This window comes from Pyxidicoccus xibeiensis (assembly GCF_024198175.1).
In the GTDB taxonomy this organism is placed as follows: domain Bacteria; phylum Myxococcota; class Myxococcia; order Myxococcales; family Myxococcaceae; genus Myxococcus; species Myxococcus xibeiensis.
On record NZ_JAJVKV010000006.1, the window covers coordinates 157,810 to 174,870 of the forward strand.

The 17,061-nt window shown below is 72.0% G+C and carries 14 protein-coding genes; 8 read left to right on the plus strand and 6 right to left on the minus strand.

Annotated features, from left to right (window positions below):
* Positions 1–72 precede the first annotated feature (72 nt).
* Both LXT23_RS27380 and LXT23_RS27385 read left to right on the plus strand, forming a co-directional pair.
* Positions 73–282 (plus strand): hypothetical protein, encoded by a 210-nt coding sequence (locus LXT23_RS27380; RefSeq protein WP_253983268.1) that lies wholly within the window; start codon positions 73–75, stop codon positions 280–282.
* 84 nt (positions 283–366) lie between these two features.
* Positions 367–1,131 (plus strand): hypothetical protein, encoded by a 765-nt coding sequence (locus LXT23_RS27385; RefSeq protein ID WP_253983269.1) that lies wholly within the window; start codon positions 367–369, stop codon positions 1,129–1,131.
* A 34-nt stretch (positions 1,132–1,165) separates the two neighbouring features.
* On the opposite strand, the gene LXT23_RS27390 is transcribed toward LXT23_RS27385, so the two are convergent.
* A complete protein-coding gene (locus LXT23_RS27390) occupies positions 1,166–1,912 on the minus strand; it encodes a pyridoxal-phosphate dependent enzyme (protein WP_253983270.1) in 747 nt (248 codons plus the stop codon).
* 213 nt (positions 1,913–2,125) lie between these two features.
* Here LXT23_RS27390 and LXT23_RS27395 point away from each other — a divergent pair, with 213 nt between their 5' ends.
* The 3 genes from LXT23_RS27395 (at position 2,126) to LXT23_RS27405 (ending at position 5,514) form a co-directional block, all read left to right on the plus strand.
* Positions 2,126–3,955: a sensor histidine kinase gene (locus LXT23_RS27395; protein WP_253983271.1), complete on the plus strand. Its 1,830-nt coding sequence runs from the start codon at positions 2,126–2,128 to the stop codon at positions 3,953–3,955.
* Positions 3,952–4,668, plus strand: coding sequence for a response regulator transcription factor (locus tag LXT23_RS27400; RefSeq protein WP_253983272.1), 717 nt, complete (start codon positions 3,952–3,954; stop codon positions 4,666–4,668). Before LXT23_RS27395 ends, LXT23_RS27400 begins: the two co-directional genes overlap by 4 nt.
* Before the next feature lie 105 nt (positions 4,669–4,773).
* A complete protein-coding gene (locus LXT23_RS27405) occupies positions 4,774–5,514 on the plus strand; it encodes an energy transducer TonB (protein ID WP_253983273.1) in 741 nt (246 codons plus the stop codon).
* Between the two features lie 10 nt (positions 5,515–5,524).
* Here the strand turns inward: LXT23_RS27405 and LXT23_RS27410 are convergent, their stop codons facing one another.
* Entirely contained in the window at positions 5,525–6,448 is a 924-nt protein-coding gene (locus tag LXT23_RS27410; RefSeq protein WP_253983274.1) for an MBL fold metallo-hydrolase, read from the minus strand.
* A gap of 201 nt (positions 6,449–6,649) precedes the next feature.
* On the opposite strand from LXT23_RS27410, the gene LXT23_RS27415 reads away from it, so the two are divergent.
* Positions 6,650–7,402, plus strand: a complete 753-nt coding sequence (locus tag LXT23_RS27415) for an energy transducer TonB (RefSeq protein ID WP_253983275.1) — start codon at positions 6,650–6,652, stop codon at positions 7,400–7,402.
* Here the strand turns inward: LXT23_RS27415 and LXT23_RS27420 are convergent.
* Entirely contained in the window at positions 7,399–8,538 is a 1,140-nt protein-coding gene (locus LXT23_RS27420) for a tetratricopeptide repeat protein (protein ID WP_253983276.1), read from the minus strand. The genes LXT23_RS27415 and LXT23_RS27420 overlap by 4 nt on opposite strands.
* Before the next feature lie 172 nt (positions 8,539–8,710).
* Between LXT23_RS27420 and LXT23_RS27425 the strand changes: the two genes are divergently transcribed.
* Complete coding sequence (locus LXT23_RS27425; protein ID WP_253983277.1) at positions 8,711–9,577, plus strand: zinc metalloprotease; 867 nt, start codon at positions 8,711–8,713, stop codon at positions 9,575–9,577.
* Between the two features lie 323 nt (positions 9,578–9,900).
* The gene (locus LXT23_RS27430; RefSeq protein WP_253983278.1) at positions 9,901–11,388 is read left to right on the plus strand and encodes a phytoene desaturase family protein; all 1,488 of its coding nucleotides are present in this window, start codon (positions 9,901–9,903) and stop codon (positions 11,386–11,388) included.
* 119 nt (positions 11,389–11,507) lie between these two features.
* Here LXT23_RS27430 and eutB read toward each other — a convergent pair whose 3' ends face one another.
* The 3 genes from eutB to LXT23_RS27445 all read right to left on the minus strand — a co-directional run bounded on the left by eutB (position 11,508) and on the right by LXT23_RS27445 (position 16,972).
* The gene (gene eutB / locus LXT23_RS27435) at positions 11,508–13,769 is read right to left on the minus strand and encodes an ethanolamine ammonia-lyase subunit EutB (protein ID WP_253983279.1); all 2,262 of its coding nucleotides are present in this window, start codon (positions 13,767–13,769) and stop codon (positions 11,508–11,510) included.
* A 147-nt stretch (positions 13,770–13,916) separates the two neighbouring features.
* Entirely contained in the window at positions 13,917–15,074 is a 1,158-nt protein-coding gene (locus tag LXT23_RS27440; RefSeq protein ID WP_253983280.1) for a dienelactone hydrolase family protein, read from the minus strand.
* Positions 15,071–16,972, minus strand: a complete 1,902-nt coding sequence (locus LXT23_RS27445; protein WP_253983281.1) for a hybrid sensor histidine kinase/response regulator — start codon at positions 16,970–16,972, stop codon at positions 15,071–15,073. The genes LXT23_RS27440 and LXT23_RS27445 overlap by 4 nt, the downstream gene beginning before the upstream one ends.
* Between the last annotated feature and the right edge of the window lie 89 nt (positions 16,973–17,061).

A 17,061-nucleotide genomic window follows, 5' to 3' on the forward strand; every position in this document is an offset into this window, starting at 1 on the left:
GGAAGCGCTGTCCTTCGTGGACCGACATCTTCATGATGCCGGTCCATTTCATTTCCGACTCCGAGGCCCCGCATGACCCAGAGCAAGCAGCCCGCCCAGAATGCGTGCATCAACTGCAAGCGCTCCGAGAGTGGTGACGTGGTCGGCTCCTCGTTCATCTCCAATGGGGAGAACGGGATGATCGTCCGCTTCTGGATGTGCGACGACTGCGCCCTGAAGCTGGGGCCGGGCCAGGGCCCCATCGACATCGACGACCCGACGAAGCCCGCCGAGAAGCGCTGAGCGGGCAGGTGCCGGGCAACCCGGTGGAGCCCGGCGGACAGGCGGGGTATGGAATACGCGGCCCCCGCCTCCGTCGGAGAAGACATGAACAAGCTCCTTGGCATCGCCTCCCTCGTCCTGGCCTCCTCGGCGCTCGCCGTCGCCCTCTGGGGCGGCCGGGGTGAGCCCGTGTCGCCCTCCCCCTCCGGCCAGGAGCCGTCCGCCGCAATCGCACCCGCGGACGTGGAGGACCTGGAACGGCGGGTGAAGGCGCTGGAGGACACCACGCTGGGCCTGTCCCGCCGGCTGATGGAGCTGGAGCGGCGCCCGGTGGTGACGGCTGACGGCGGCATGGTGGCCGCCGCGCCCGGCGCCCTCACGGCGGAGCTGGAGCAGCTTCGCGCGGAGGTGCGCGGGCTGGTGGCCGGCGAGGCGCTGAACTCCGAGGGCGGGCGTGAGTACCTGAAGCAGGCGGTGCGCGCGGCGCAGGAGGAGATGCGCACGGAGCAGCGGCAGGAGCGCCAGCAGGAGTGGGTGCAGGCGCAGACGGAAGCGCGCACCCAGCGCACCGAGCGCGTGCGCCAGTTCGTGAGCGAGGCGCGCCTCAACTACAACCAGGAGCAGACGCTGACGCGCCGGCTGGAGGCCGAGGACGCGAAGCGCCAGGCCCTGATGGAGGAGGTCCGCGCCGGCACGAAGAACCCGCGCGACGTGCGGCAGGAGCTGCGCGCCGAGCGCCAGAAGACGGACGAGGAGATGAACGCCCTCCTCGATGAGGCCCAGCGGGCCCAGTACCAGGAGCTGCGGCGCGAGGAGCGCCGGGACGAGCGCCCCCGCGGACAGCGCGGCGAGCGCGCCGGGACGCCCTGAGCGCGCGGCCTCGGGCCGCCTGAGCGCGGGCCCTTCAGCCCATGGGCGGCCGCGCGTCGTGGGAGATGACGAGCACCTCTTCGGGCCTCCGCTCCGCGCGGGCGTGGGCCAGCAGCGTGCCCAGGCAGTCGGCGCCCCGCGCCTGGGCCGTCTCCAGCGGCACGTCCTCGCGGTAGGGGAAGAACAGGTCCCGCTCGCCCAGGCTCTGCTCCACCCAGCGCCGCCAGCCGGGCAGCGCGTGCCCTCGCGCGGGCTGCAGCCCCACCACCTCGTAGCCCGCGCTCGCGAAGGCCCGGTGCAGCCCCACCACGGTGGCGCCCGTGCCGAAGCCACACACCACGCTGCGCACGGCCGGGAAGACGTCGAACACCACGTCGCACAGCCGGGTGGCCCACTGCTCCACGCAGCCGATGAGGGCCGCGTTGGCGAGCTGCCTCGGCCAGCACCACCCTTCCCGCTCGTAGCCCTGCGCCAGCTCCCAGGCCTCGCCCAGCCCCGTCACGGTGCGCACCTCGCCGCCGAACCCGCGCGCCGACAGGTTCGCCGTCCCCGCCGCGTCCGTCAGCGCCACCACCGGCATCCCCCGCTCCCGGCCCAGCGTGTCGAGCGCCAGCGCGGAGGAGGCACCCGACAGCTCCACCAGCCCCTTCGCGCCGGCCGGCACCGACTCCAGGTAGCGCGAGAAGGTGAGGTACTTGAGGCTGCCCGACGGGAACTCGCCTCCCCACAGCACCACCGGGCCCCCCGGCCACGGACGCGACAGCGGAAACATGGCACGCATGCGCGGCCCCCCTGGTTGAGGCCCCATGGCACTTCCGGGCCTGGCCCCAGCGTCCCCGTCCGGGCGCCTCGACGCCATGGCCGGGCGGGCGCGCTGTCCGCCCGTGGACCGGAAGCCCGGCTGCCCGCCATCCAAGGACATTCGCCTCCGTCGCGGGTACGACGTGGAACTCCCTGGCGGGTCCGGTTGTGCAATAGTCGCAGGTGACTCCAAATGCTGCGCCGGCTCCTCCCCACGCTCGTGGCCCTGGGTATCGGTCTCCTGGCTCTCGGCTGGGGGCTGGTCAGCCTCCAGCGCATCTTCATGCGCGAGCGCGAGGATGCGCACGCCCAGCTGCGCTCCCGCCGCCAGGCCCTGGAGCACACCGCCACGGAGGCGCTGCGGCAGAGCCTGGCGTGGCACCTCAAGTCGAGCATCACCGACATCCACGCGGCCGTGGGGGACCCGCTCGCCCCGGGCGAGGGCTACTACCTCCTGTTCCGGGGCTACCGGCTCCTGCCCCGGCTCAGCCCCAAGCACAGCAGCGAGACGCCCGCGCGCAAGACGTACGAGGCCCTGCTGGGCCACCTCCAGGACAACTCCCATGCGGGCGCCTGGGAGCAGCGCCTGTCCCTGCTGCGCGCCGCGGAGGCGGCGCTGGCGGCCGGCAACAGCGTGAAGGCCGGCAAGCGGGTGGAGGAGCTCTTGCGGCACCACGACGCCAACCCGCTCCCGACGGAGCAGGAGATTCCCTTCCTGCTGCTGGTGGTGGAGCGGCTGCAGCGCGGGGAGGCCACGGCGTCACTGGTGCGGGAGCTGCTGACGCTGGGACTGCCCGAGGGCCTCGGCGGCTTCGGACGCTCGTCGGGACTCCAGAAGGACCTGCTGCGAGAGCGCGAGCGCTTCACCCAGGAGGACTTCCAGTTCCTCCATGAGCGCATCACCCAGGTGAGCAGGCTCCTGGGCGAGGACACCCGCGCCTTCATCGCCCGGGCCCAGGAGATGACGGCCGGCATGCTGGTGATACCGGAGACGCTCGATGAGCCCTTCCTGCTGGGCGAGAACTGGTACCTCGCCCCCATGGAAGAGAAGGTGTACGGCGTCCGGGTGGAGATGGACTCGCTGCTGCGGCCCATCGCCGCGGACATGCGCGCCCGGCACCTCTTCGGCGAGGACGGCCGGCTGCGGCTGAGGACCAACAGCGCCATGCAGCCGCTGCGCACGCTGCGGCTGGCGGTGGAGCTGCCCGAGTGGGCCCGCTCCGAGGCGGACATCGAGGCGCGCTACGGGCTGAAGACGCTGCTGGTGGCCGTGTGCGGCGCGCTGGCGGCGGCCATCGTCGCGCTGGCGATGATTGCGCAGCAGAGCAAGTACCGCTTCCTGGAGCTCAAGAGCGACTTCGTGGCCACCGTCTCCCACGAGCTGCGCACGCCCCTGGCGTCCATCCGCCTGATGGGAGAGACGCTGGAGCGCAAGCTGTCCCAGGCTCCCGAGGTGCGGGACTACCCGGCGCGCATCGTCCAGGCGGCGGACGGGCTGCACTTCCTGGTGGAGAACATCCTGTCCTTCAACCGCATCGACAAGGGCCGCTGGAAGCTGCGGACCTCGCAGGTGCGGCTGGAGGAGCTGGTGAATCCGCTGAGGGACGACCTGGCCAGCGCCACGTCGGTGCCGCTGGAGCTCACCACCGACGTGGGCGACGCGGAGCTGGAGGCGGACCCCTCGCTGCTGCGGCTGCTGTTCTCCAACCTGGGCCGCAACGCCTGCGCCTACAACCACCGCAGCCCGGTGCGCCTGAGCGTCAGCGCCGAGGTGATTCCCGGCCATGGCTGCACGGTGCTCTTCCGCGACAACGGCATCGGGATTCCCGACTCCGAGTGGGAGAACGTCTTCCAGGACTTCTACCGGCTGACACAACCGGGGGCCCCCGAGGTGCACGGCAGCGGTTTGGGATTGGCGCTCTGCCGGAAGATCATGAAGCTGCACGGTGGTGACATCCAGGTGGCGACCTCCGGCCCGGAGGGGACCACCTTCGCCCTGACCTTTCACGAGCCACGTCGATGACGACCGCCGCGCCACCGCCGTCCACCCGCCCCACCATCCTCATCGTCGAGGACGATGCCCACCTGCGCATCGGCCTGCGGGACAACCTGCAGGACGAGGGCTACACGGTCACCGAGGCCCCTTCCGCCCGCGACGCGGAGCCGATGCTGCGCGAGCGCGAGTTCGACCTGCTCATCCTGGACGTCATGCTGCCGGGCGAGGACGGCTACAGCTTCTGCCGCCGGCTGCGCTCGCAGGGCATCAAGAGCATGGTGATGATGCTCACCGCGCGCTCGCTGGAGGACGACATCCTCAAGGGGTTCGAGGCGGGGGCGCAGGACTACCTCACCAAGCCCTACCGCCTGCGGGAGCTGCTGGCCCGGGTGCGCGCCCTGGTGCGCCGGGCCGGCACGACGCCGCCCCAGGTGATGACCTTCAGCGGCTACACCGTGGACCTGGGCCGGCGCGCGGTGACGCGGCCGGACGGGACGGACGTGGAGCTGACCCGCACCGAGTTCGACCTGCTCGCCTTCCTGCTGCGCCACAAGGACCGGGCCCTGCCCCGGGGAGAAATCCTGGACGCGGTGTGGGGCAAGGACGTGGTGGTGGACCCGCGCACGGTGGACAACTTCGTCTCCAGCCTGAAGAAGAAGCTCGGGTGGACGAGCGCGTCCGGGTTCTCCATCCACACCATCCGCGGCGTGGGCTACCGGATGGAGCTCTCCTCGCCATGACGCAACCTTGACGAAGAGATGGCCGAGCCACGGCCATCTTCCCTCGACGACTCCGTAGGCTGACTCTTGCGTGGATGGGGCCACGCCAGTGAGGAGGTCTTGGAAATGTTCCAGTCGGTCATCGAGCGGCAGAGAGCGGGGCGGCTTGGCTCGGGCGTGTGGGTGTCCATCGGCGTGCACGCGGCGCTGTTCGCCGCGGTGCTCTTCATCTCCGCCCGGGTGCCGGAAGAATCGCGCCCCCCGGAGCCCCCACCGCTCGACTTCCCGGAGCTGAGCCCGGGTGTGACGCCCAAGGGGACTCCGGCCCCCGCGACGCCGAAGCAGGGCACCCAGCGGCCCCCACGCGCCAGGAGAGACCGCGTGCCGAGCCAGGTGCGGCCCCTGCCGACGGAGCCGGCGCATCCCGTGGAGCCCGACCCGACGGACGAGGTGGCGACCCCGGACGTGCCCGGCGACGCTTCGACGAGCACGAAGTCCATCGGGCTGCCCATCGGCGTCGACCTCGGTGGCCCGGGCTGGGGCCCGGGCCTTGGCTCCGGCGTCCCCACGGGCGAGGACCATGAGCCGTTCGGCCAGGGAATGACGCCGCCGGTGCTGCTGGGCGGCCAGCACATCGACTACACGCCCCAGGCCCTCGCGGCCCGGGTGGAGGGCACGCTCGTCGCGAAGTGCGTCATCACCGTGGAGGGCCGGGTGCGCGACTGCAAGGTCCTCAAGGGCCTGCCACACATGGACGAGGCCGTGCTGGACGCCCTGCACAGCCGGCGCTACCGCCCGGTGACCTTCCAGGGCCGGCCGGTGAGCGTGTCCTATAGCTTCACCCTCCGGCTCTCGCTTCCCCGGTAGCACCGTGCGGCTACGGAGTGGGCGCGGAGGCGGCCTCGGCCACCTGACGCGCCCACTCCGCGCGCAGCACCCTGGGCAGGAAGCCTGGGACTTCGTGGTCCGGGTAGCGCTGGCTCACCCGCTGGGAGATGCGCTCGAGCGCCTCCGGCGTGGACCGGCCCCGCGGCTGCTCCTCGGAGACGGCGGCGACGACGGCCTGGAGATATTCCGTCTGTCGCTCCAGCAGCTCGGGCCCGCCGCTGAGCCCGCGCCCCGGGTGGACCCACCTCGGCCGCAGGGCGCGCAGCTCGTCGAGCCGCCGGAGCCACTCGTCGATGCGGCCGTTCTCGACCCAGCTGTGGGTGCCATTGGCGACCAGGTCCCCCACGAAGAGGTGTCCCTCCCACTCCACGACGACATGGGCCGGGCTGCACCCGGTGCCCAGCACGTGCGCTTTCAAGGTGAGGCCGCCCGCGCTCAGCTCCTGGGTGGCGGCGCCGAAGGCCTCGGGCAGCACGAGCGTCCGGGGGTACCGGCCGTTCCAGTACTTCTCGAAGTAGACGGGCGCCCACCTCTCGTGGACCGCGGGGATGAGGTCGCGGACCTGCTGGGAGGTGACGACGCGCACACCCCGCTCCCGGAGCCACGCCGTCCCGTTGAAGCGGTCGGGGTTCGGATGCAGGACGATGGCCAGCACGACCTTCTTCCCCGTGACACCCTCCGCGTAGTGGACCTCCTTCTTCAGCGCGGATGGGAGGAATTGCGTGTCAATCAAGACGAGCCCCTCGGGACCTTCAATCCAGAAGGAGGACGTCATGAAGGACCAGCTGGATGAGAGGTATTGGCCGACCCGTGTGTCTCCCTGCTCCTCTACGGAGTTCGAGTACCGGTGGTGGCGGGCGGGGCTGGCACAGCCGACGACGGCGAGGAGCGAGGCCAGGAGCATGAATCGCATGGGTGTCGACAATAGCCACCGCGCGAAGCCGTACAACAGACAGCATGTCCGTGGAGCAGGCAGCCGGCTGTCATGACAGAACCGTGACCGAGAGATGGCCGAGCCACGGCCAACTCCTGCTCATGACTCCGTAGGTTGACTCTTGCGTGGTGAGGGCGTTCCCAGGCCCTCCGCCCACGTCACAGAGGGAGGCCTTGCGACATGTTCCAGTCGGTCATCGAGCGGCAGCGGGCGGGACGTCTTGGCGCGGGAGTGTGGGTGTCCATCGGAGTGCACGCGGCCCTGTTCGTCGCGGTGCTCTTCATCTCGGCCCGGCCCTCGGGGCCGCCGCCCGAGCCGGACAAGGAAATCACCCTCATCGTCCGCCCGGGCCCCAACGTGGCGAAGGGCACCCCGGCCCCCAAGGCCCCGCAGCAGGCGGCGGCGCCCAGCAAGCCGCGCCGCCCGCGCAACCTGAACCAGATGCCCACCCAGGTCGCGCCGATTCCTCCCGAGGCGCTGACGCCGCCCGAGCCCGACACGTCCGGCAGCAGCGACACGGACGAGCAGGCCGACACGGGCGACGGCGTGGTGGGAGGAGATCCGAACGGTGACCCGAACAGCACCGTCATCGGCGTGCCGCTCATCCCCGGCCTCACCGGCGGCGGCCAGGGCGGCACGGGCACGGAGGTCCTCCCGTTCGGCCAGGGCATGACGCCGCCGTCGCAGGTGGGAGGCCGGCCCATCGAGTACACGCCGCAGGCCCGCGCGGCCCAGGTGGAGGGCACGCTCATCGCCAAGTGCGTCATCACCGCGGAAGGGCACGTGCGCGACTGCCGCATCATCAAGGGCGTGGCGCACATGGACGAGGCCGTCATCGACGCCCTGCACAGCCGGCGCTACCGCCCGGTGACCTTCCAGGGGCGGCCGGTGAGCGTGTCCTACGTCTTCACCATCCGGCTGCGCATGCCCTAGAGGTCGTGGCGGCCCGACGCTCCCGCCGGCACCAGGACGTGCTTGAGCACGTACGTCTTGAGTCGCTGGCGGACGGCGTCATCCATCGTGAGGACGACCTGGGGATGCACGCGGGAGCCCACCTCGAAGAGCACCGCCTCCAGCAGCATGCCGTCCTGGGCGATGACGAACAGCCGGTCCAGCGTCGGGTCCGACGCCTCCATCTTCCCCTCCGCCTTGCGGCCCTCGTGGACGACGAGCGCGGAGCCCAGGCACTCCAGCTCCTCGGTGGAGGTGAAGTGCTCGTCGGTGGTGCCCGTCATCTCCAGGCGGTGTGACGGCTCGCCAATCCACAAGGCCTTGCAGTTGGCGAAGGCGAACCACGCGGGGTCGTGGTCGGGGTCGAACTGGATGGAGACGTCCTCGCCCATGCGCTCGGCGAAGCCACGGGGGACGATGGTGTCCTCGCGGATGACGAGCCCCAGGTGCGCGTTGGTGCGGAAGAACTGGCGGATGACGGGATAGCGAGGGCTGAGCACCAGGCACCACGCCCACGAGTCCAGCGCCTCGTCGTAGCGCCCCAGCTTCGCGAGCGCGTTGCCCTGGAAGAACCAGGTGCGGTGGTCCTCCGGGTTGATGGCGATGGCCTTCTGGTAGTGCGTCAGCGCGGTGGCCGCGTCGTCGGCGAAGTAGGCCGCGTCCCCGCGGAAGATCCAGGCCCTGTAGCAGTCCGGGCACACCTCGGTGGCGCGCGTGTAGAGCTTGGCGGCTTCCGCGTAGCGCTTCGCCTGGAAGAGGGGCTCGGCCTCCTGGAGCAGCGCCTGCGCCTTCGCGTCCTCCGGCCAGGGCTGGATGACGCGCTCGCCGCCCTGCACCACCACGCGGGGGAACTCCACCGCCTCCATGCGCTGGGGCCACAGCTGCTCCGCCCAGCCTCCCGGCGGAGAGTCCTTGCCCTCCACGCGGTAGGACACCTTCGACTCCTCCAGGCGCTTCAGGATTTGCGCGGGCGTGAGGTACGCGGGCGACTTGCGCGAGGACGGTGGAGTGACGGCGGGGGCCTTCGCCTCCTCCACCGGACGGGCGGCTCCGGGCTTCGGCGTGGACGCGCAGCCGAGCGCGAGCACACAGCCGAGGACGATGAGTGAGCGGTGCACGAGACGTGTCCTTTCGGTGGGGAGGGCCGCCCAGTGTATGCGCCTCCCCCCGGGTCTTCTCGCACCCGAAATGGAAGGAAACCGCCTGTCGCAGTGCGCCTCGTTTTTCTCCGCTCCCAGAGAGTACGGTTCTCTCCGGTTCAAGCCCGTAGCGAGACACACCGGAGGAGTCATGCGAATGCAGGGGATGAAGCAGTGCGGCGCGCTGGCACTCGTCGTGGGAAGCCTGGTGGCCTGGGGCTGTGGGGGCGCGGAGGTGGAGCCTCGGGAGGCGAGCCCGGCGGAGGTCGCGGAGTCGTGGTGTGCCACCTCGGAGCCGTCCGCGGCGGAGCTGGAGGAGGTCGCCGCGAGGCTGGCGGAGCGCGAGGTGAGCGCGATGCGGCTGCCGGGCTCGGTGCGGGTGCCCACGTATGTCCACGTCATCCGCAAGGGCACGGGCACGACGAACGGCGACGTGCCGGACACGGTGATTCGCCAGCAGCTGGACGTGCTGAACTTCGCGTACCGGAACACGCCCTTCTATTTCGACCTGGTGGGCACTGACAGGACCACCAACACCACCTGGTATGCGATGTCGCCGGGCAGCTCGGCGGAGACGATGGCGAAGAATGCGCTTCGCCGGGGCGGCAAGGAGTCGCTCAACCTGTACACCGCGAGCCCTGGGGGCGGGCTGCTGGGCTGGGCCACCTTCCCGTGGAGTTATGCCGGCAGCCCGAAGCTCGACGGCGTGGTGCTGCTGAACTCGACGCTGCCGGGCGGCACGGCGACGGGCTACAACTCGGGCGACACCGCGGTACACGAGGTGGGGCACTGGCTGGGCCTGCTCCACACGGCCACGGGCTGCTCGGGCAGCGACCAGGTCGCTGACACGCCGAACGCCAACGCGTCGTACACCTGCGCCGAGGGCGCGGACACGTGCGTGAGCGCGGGGCTGGACCCCATCCACAACTACATGCACACGACGGACGAGGCCTGCATGTGGGAGTTCACGCCCGGCCAGGGCGCGCGCATGGACGCCCAGGCGCTCCAGTACCGCTGAGCGCGGTGGGCCTCCGGCCCGGGCCCTCCGGGGCTTCGGGCCGGGTATGGCTGGGCCCATCGTGGCGCTGACGCTCCGAGCGGGCTGGCGCCGCCCGGCCCGCGTCGGGCTGAATGCAGTGTCGTCCAGGCCGGGGGCGCTCGCAGGTCCGCAGGCCAGGCAACGGTGTTCAGCGCCGTGCGTGAGCCCGAGGAAAGGCTCGCGGGCGGGGACGTGCCTCGTTAGTCACGGGGCGCCGTGCCCGGGCCGGGGCGCGGTACTGAAGGCGCGGGGGCGCGGGCTCCCGGCGGCGTCCCGCCAGCCTCGGGTTCCAGGCAGGGACGATGCCGAGCACCTGGTACGACGCGGTGGTGGTGGGCGCGGGCTTCGGCGGACTGGCCACGGCGCTGGAGCTGACACGGCGGGGCGCGCGCGTGGCGCTGTGCGAGACGCTGAACTATCCCGGCGGCTGCGCCAGCACCTTCCGGCGGGACGGCCATGCCTTCGAGGCCGGGGCCACGCTCTTCTCCGGCTTCGAGCCGCACCAGCTCTTCGGCCGGTGGATTCGCGAGCACGCCCTGCCCGTGACGGTGGAGTGGCTGGACCCCGTGGTGGAGCTGCGCACGCCGGGACTGCGGCTGCCCGTGCATCGGGACCGGGAGCGTTTCATCGCGTCGCTCTGCGCCCTGCCTGGCGCGCCCGTGTCCGCGGTGCGGCGCTTCTTCGAGCTGCAGGAGAAGGTCGCCGGCGCCCTGTGGCCGCTGTTCGATGACCCGACGCTGCTGCCGCCGCTGGACGTGAAGTCCCTGCTGCGCCATGCGGGCCGGGCCTTCCAGTACCCGCTGCTGCTGCGCTGGCTGGGGCGGCCGCTGGGCGCGGTGCTGGAGCACCTGGGGCTGACGGGCTTCACGCCGCTGCGCACGTACCTGGATGCGCTCTGTCAAATCACCGTGCAGTGCAACGCGGCGGAGGCGGAGGCCCCCTTCGCCCTGGCGGCCATGGACTACTACTGGCGCGGCACGGGACATGTGCGAGGCGGCATCGGGAGGCTGGCGGAGGCCCTGGCGCACGCGGTGGAGGCGCGCGGCGGCACGGTGCTGCTGGCCAACCGGGTGAAGTCCCTCACGCGGGTGCCCGGAGGCTGGAGCGTGGCCTCACGACGCGGCGAGCTGCTGGCGCGGAACGTGGTGGCCAACCTGCTGCCGAAGGGAGTGACGCGGCTGCTGGGCCTGCCGCCCGAGCAGCTCCCCAAGCTGGGCGCGCTGTCGGGTCGTATCGAAGAGGGCTGGGGCGCGGCGATGCTGTACCTCGTGGTGAAGGCGCCGGAGCATGGGGACGCCAGCGCGCACCACCTCGAGCTGGTGCGGGACGAGGGGGCGCCGTTCATCGAGGGCAACCACCTGTTCATGTCCATCAGCGGCGCGGCGGACGAAGGCCGCGCGCCACCGGGTCACCGCACGGTGACGGTGTCCACGCACGTGCCGCTGAAGACGCTGGCGCGCATGCCGGCGGAGGAGCAGGGCCGCTACCTGTCCGGAATCCAGGAGCGCATGCACGAAGGCCTGGAGCAGCTGGCGCCGGAGTGGATGGCGGGGCTCACGCACACGATGACGGCGTCGCCGCGCACGTACCAGCGCTTCACGCAGCGGGAAGGCGGCGCGGTGGGCGGCGTGCCCCGGCGCGCGGGGCTGGCCAACTACCGGGGCCTGGGCCCCATGCAGGTGCTGGACGGGCTGTGGCTGGTGGGGGACTCGGTGTTCCCAGGGCAGAGCACGCTGGCCACCGCGGTGGGCGGCGTGCGCACGGCCGCGAGCATTGCCTCGCGAGGCTGATGGCCGGTGCCTCTCGACACGCCTGGCAAAGAGCGTCGCAGGGCGGCAGGGAGCGCCCAGGCGCGAGCAGTGCCGCGCGGCCGGTGCGGGGTGAGCGCCCGCCCCGCCGGAAGTGCGACTCAGGCGCCCCGCGCCTCCACGGAGCCGCCCACGGTGGGGGGCTCGTTGCGCGCGGTGGAGGCCAGCTCCGCGAGGATGCGCACCGCCTCGCGCGCCGCTGCCTCCGGCCGCACGCTCGTGTCGGAGATGCCGGCAATCAACCGGGTGATGTCGTGGTCCACCCTGCCCTGCCGTCCCCACGCCCGCGCCGAAGGCGCGCTGAGGTACGCGGAGAAGGCGTGGTGCCCGGAGCCCGGCCGCTCGCCGATGACGTGCACCAGCGCCCGGGGCGCCGCCTCGTCCGGGTCACCGAACAGCAGCTCCCCCACCTGGTAGCCCGCGCGCACGCGGCCGTACTTAACCACCAGGTGCTCGGGCGCCACCTTCCAGCCCGCGGCAGCCAGCTCGTGCCGCAGCTCGGCCAGGAATGGCCGCAGGTGCCCCTCGTCCATCAGCGAGCGCGCGTCCAGCCCATCCGAAATCACGATCTGCGCGTCCCACTGCCCCGCATGCATCAGCCGCAGCATCCGCACCGCCATCTCGGACGAGGCGTCCAGCCGCTCGCCCGACGGCGGGTGCAGGATGTAGTCGCGCCGGTCCTCCGAGCACGTCCGCAGCCACACCGCGTCCGGAAGCCGCTCCACGTCCGCCGCGGACAGCTCCGACCAGATGCCCGCCTTCGCGTCCTCGTACAGCGCGTGGAGCTCCCGCTCCAGCGACGGCTCCAGGTCCCACGGCTGCGCCCCGTGCCCCACCGCCAGCGGCACGCTGCGCTCACGCACCGCCGCCATCTCCCGCTTCGCCTCCGCGAGCACCTCCGCGTCCGGGCGCGTGTCCCCCTTGCGCCGCCGGTACTGCAGGTACACCCACGCCGGGTCACCGAAGTGCGCCGTGGGCTTCCCGTCCGCGTCGATGACGCCCAGCTCCTGGAAGAAGGCCCACATCCGGTCATCCACCTTGAGGCCGAACTTCTCCCGCAGCCGCACGTGGTCCTGGAACGCCGTCGTCAGGTAGCTGAGCATCGGGTCGTTCCGCGTGGGCAGCGCCATGAGGTAGCCGGGGCCCGCCGGGGCCACCTGCTCCAGGCACCAGCCCAGGTCGTCCAGCGACACGTCCATGTGCAGCGTGGAGCACACGTCCAGGCCAATCATCAGCCCGTGCAGCTTGCCCATGACGATGTCTTCCAGGCAGCAGCGCACCAGCTGCTCCCGGGTGCGGAACACCTCCGGCCCGATGAAGCCCGCCACGTCATTCACGTGCACCCACGGCTCCGGCGCCCGCCCCGCCCCGAGCTGCGCCAGCGCCACGCGCGCCTTGAGCGCCCGCGCGAAGCCGTACTTGCGCGCCTCGTGGATGAGCATGTCGCAGCCGTGGTGGTGTCCGTTCGTCGCGTCCGCGCCCTGCCCCGTCTCGAAGTAGAGGCCGAACTTCCCGGTGCGCCGCGCCGCGTACCCCACCATCTTCTCGATGGTGACGTCGAAGGTGCGGTTGGCGGACTCGTTGCCCGCCAGGCTCTGGAACCAGATGCCCGTGGTGCCCGGCTGCCGCGCCTCCACCTGCGCCTGCACGTCGATGTGTGACAGCACGCAGTGGGGCATCACCTCGTCGAGCCCGAAGGTGACGAGGATGTCGTGCAGCGCCGCCTCCACCGCCGCCACGGAAGAGGGAACCGAGGACACCGGGTTGGTGCCCAGCACCACGTCTCCCACCGCGAAGGACCAGCCGTTGAAGACCTGCCAGCGGATGTCGTCCGGGTGGTCCGTGGGCGAGTTCGGCTGCAGCCGCGCGCCCAGGTAGCCCTTCGCGCCCAGCTTGCTGCCCGGCAGCGGGTGGAAGATGCGGGCCCCCACGGCCGTCAGCTCCGCGTCGCTCATCAGCTTCACGACACAGGCGATGACGTCACTGCCCAGGCCGCCGAGGATGGCGTGGACCTCCGCCTCGTCCGCGGTGAGCAGGAACGACTTCAGCTGTCCCAGCGTCCACTCGGACAGCTCGGGCAGCAGCTCCATGTCCAGCCCCTCCAGCATGAAGGCGTGGAGCCGGTCCTCGAACGGCGGGTGCGAGTGGATGGCGCCCAGCTTCGTGCGGGACAAGAGCGCACGCGCGTTGGCGCGAGACGTCTCGTCCGCCGCGGCGATGCCGAGTGTCGCATCTCCTTCCTTGAACGCGTTGGCCGCGCCGAGAACCTGCTGATACAGGCGCTGATCGAAGAAACCCTGGACCCGGTGGACGTAGCCGAACACGTCCTCGCCGGTGAGGACGTCGCGGAGAAACACGCTCATGGCGCGGCACAATGTATCCGCCGTCCCATTCGGGAAGCCACGCACGGCTCGTCCTGTCACCTGGGTGACGCCCGCCTGTCGGCTCCGGGTTCATGAAACGGATTCATTGCGGCACCAAGCGGTGACGGGAAGCCGGGGCTCGCGCGGCTACTCGTCGAGCAGGTCGGACCAGAAGCCCACCAGCCGCCACACGTCCGCGGCCTCCGCCTGCCGGTCCACCTCGGCGTGGGAGATGAGAGGCGTGGCCAGCTGGTGGACCTCCGTGTGCGGCCGCAGCGCCTGGGCCAGCAGCACGGACTCCATGGCGGGAATCACCGTGTCCCCCGCGCCGTGGAGCAGGTAGACGGGAGCGGCCGGAGCGGGCGAGCGGGCCGGGGACAACGACGGGTCCGCGGCGAAGGCCTTCACGTACGGCAGCAGCGTGGGGCCGAGCGCCGCGACGTCGCGGGTATTCACGTGGCCCATCAGCGTGGCGGCGGGCTCGGGCAGCTGCGCCTGCAGCGCGCGCGCTCGGGCGAAGGTCTCCTCCGCGAGCCGCCCGTCGGTGAGCGTCAGGTGCGAGGCCCGCAGGAAGGTGCGGATGGCCGCGCGCAGCGGCTCCACCTGCTCGGGCGGCACCAGCCGGTCCGCCACGTTGAGGAGGATGACCACCACCCCGTAGTCGTGGGGTGCCAGGCGGCTGCCGTCCGGCAGCTCGCCCGTGCACAGGAAGGCCAGCACCCGGGGCAGGTCGCCGTGCCCGCCGAAGGAGAGCGTGGCGGCCACCCGGTCCTTCAGCGCGGGCCGGCCGGCGGCCACCACCGACAGCCCGCCGGAGAAGCTGATGCCGAACAGGCCCACCTTCCCGTCCGGGGCCAGGTCGGGCTGCGCCGCGGCCCACAGGGCGGCGTCCTCGATGACGTCGGGCAGGCGCGGGGTGATTTCGTAGCGCAGCAGGTCCGCGGGCTCGGGCGTGAGCACCGCGAGCCCGCCCGAGGCCAGGTTCCCGGCCAGCTTCACCAGGCGCGGCTCGTCGATGCCGTCCGCGTGGACGCCCGAGGTGAGCACCACCGTGCGCCCCCGCCCCTCGACGGGACGGTAGAGCCGGGCCCGCGCCGGGCCGTGCCGCGTGGGGACCTGGAGCTCCTTCACGTCGAAGGGCCCGGTGCGCCAGCGCGACAGCGCCTCGGCCGCGTCACCCTGGAGGTCCGCCGCGCGCGCCACGAAGGCCAGGCCGCGCAGCCAGTCCGGCCCCGCCCACAGGCCCAGGGCCAGCAGTGCCACCAGCGAGGCGCCCAGCGTCCGGCGGGCGACCCGGCGGCTCATTGGAGCAGGTGCTCCACGAAGGTGCACAGCCGCTCGCGCTCGAAGGGCTTCTCCAGCAGCCCTCGCGTGTGGCGGCCCACGAACTCGCGCGCCTGCGCGGTGAAGGCGCCGCCCGTCATCAACCCGGTGCGCAGCGCCAGCTCCGGCGCCAGCCGCTCCAGCTCCACCACGAAGTCCATCCCGCTCATGCCCGGCATCATCAGGTCACAGAGGATGGCATCGAACTGCTCTCCGGCGGACAGCAACTGGAGCGCCTCGCGCGCGTCCTGCACGGCGCGCACCTCGTACACGTCGCGCACCAGCCGGGCCACCGAGCTGCCCACGGCCGGCTCGTCGTCGATGAGCAGCAGCCGCCGGCGCGGCGCTCCCCGGCGGGGCTCGCGCGGCGGCATGCCCGGCTGTGCCGGGGCCTGCACCGCGCCCACGAGCGCGGGCAGCACCACGCGGAAGGTGCTCCCCCACCCTGGCGCGCTCTGGACTTCGATGCGCCCGCCCATGGCCTGGACCAGCGTGAGGCAGATGGACAGCCCCAGCCCGGTGCCCTCGCCCACGGACTTGGTGGTGAAGAACGGGTCGAAGATGCGGCGCTGCACCTCGGGCGTCATGCCGTGCCCGTTGTCCGCCACCTCCAGCTCCACCGAGCCGCCGCGGCCGGGGCGCAGGCAGATGCGCACCACGTTCTCATCCACCGCCCGCTCCGGCAGGGCCTGCAGCGCGTTCACCAGCAGATTGACCACCACCTGCCCCAGGCGCACCTCGTTGCCGTGCACGCGCGGCACCGGCTCGAGCGTGCACACCAGCCGGGCCCGGTGCGACAGCTCGTTGCGCACCAGCCGGAGCGCCCCGTCCACCACGCGGGTGATGTCCACCGGGCCGTGGCCGTCCTCCTCCGCGCGGGCGAAGGTGCGCAGGTCCCGGACGATGGCGTTGACGCGGCCGGCGCCCTCCTCCGCCTCCGCCACCACCTCGCGCAGCTCCGGAAGCTGCTCGGGCGCCAGCTCCGCCTGGGACAGCCGGTCGCGCAGGAAGGACAGGTTGGAGCTGACGTAGGCCAGCGGGTTGTTGATTTCGTGCGCCACGCCCGCGGCCAGCGTGCCCACCGAGGCCATGCGCTCGGCCAGCATCAGCTGTGACTCCAGCAGCTTGCGGTCCGTGACGTCCCGGATGACGGCGACGAGGAACGACTCACCGTCCGCGCTGCTGAAGGAGGCCTTCTTCGTCACCAGGTGGCGCGACTGGCCCGTGCTGCCGGTGTGCGTCTCCTCGTTCTCGTCGGTGACGCCGGAGCGGAAGACCTGCTCGTCCTTGCGCCAGAAGACGTCCGCCTCGTGGGCGGGGACGAAGTCGTAGTCGGAGCGGCCCAGCAGCTCGTCCGCGGTGTGGCCCATGAACCGGCAGAAGGCGCTGTTGACGGCCACCCAGCGGTGCTGCCGGTCCTTCACGAAGAGCGGGTCCGGCAGCGCGTCGAGCGCGCTGCGCAGGAAGTCCCCGGTGCGGCGCATGGACTGGAGGTCCGCTCCGGCGCGCTCCGCCTGCAGCCGCCGGCTCAGCGCCACCAGCCGCGCGCCCCAGTGCGCGCCCGGTGGGGCCACGCACTCGTCGGCGCCGGCCTCGGCGAGCGCCTCCGTGTCCGAGGGAGCACGCCCCGTCAGCAGCACGAAGTGCGTGCGCGACGCCACCCGGGACGCGTGGATGCGCTGACACGTCGCGAGGGCCGCCTCCAGCGGGCCGCCCTCGTCCCAGGCGACGACCAGGCCCTCCGTCACGGACTCGACGGGCAGCGCCACGGCCCCGGCCACACGCAGGACATGACAGGGCCGGCCCGCCTCGGACTCGCGCAACCTGCGCTCGATCTCCTCCGCTACGGCGGAGGGTACCGCCACCAGCGTTGCGTGCACCCCGTCACTCCCCGGCCACCAACAGGCCCTGCTGCCCGTGTGTACATGCAAGACACGGGACAAGCCGCGCGATTGCAGCGCCCCGAAGC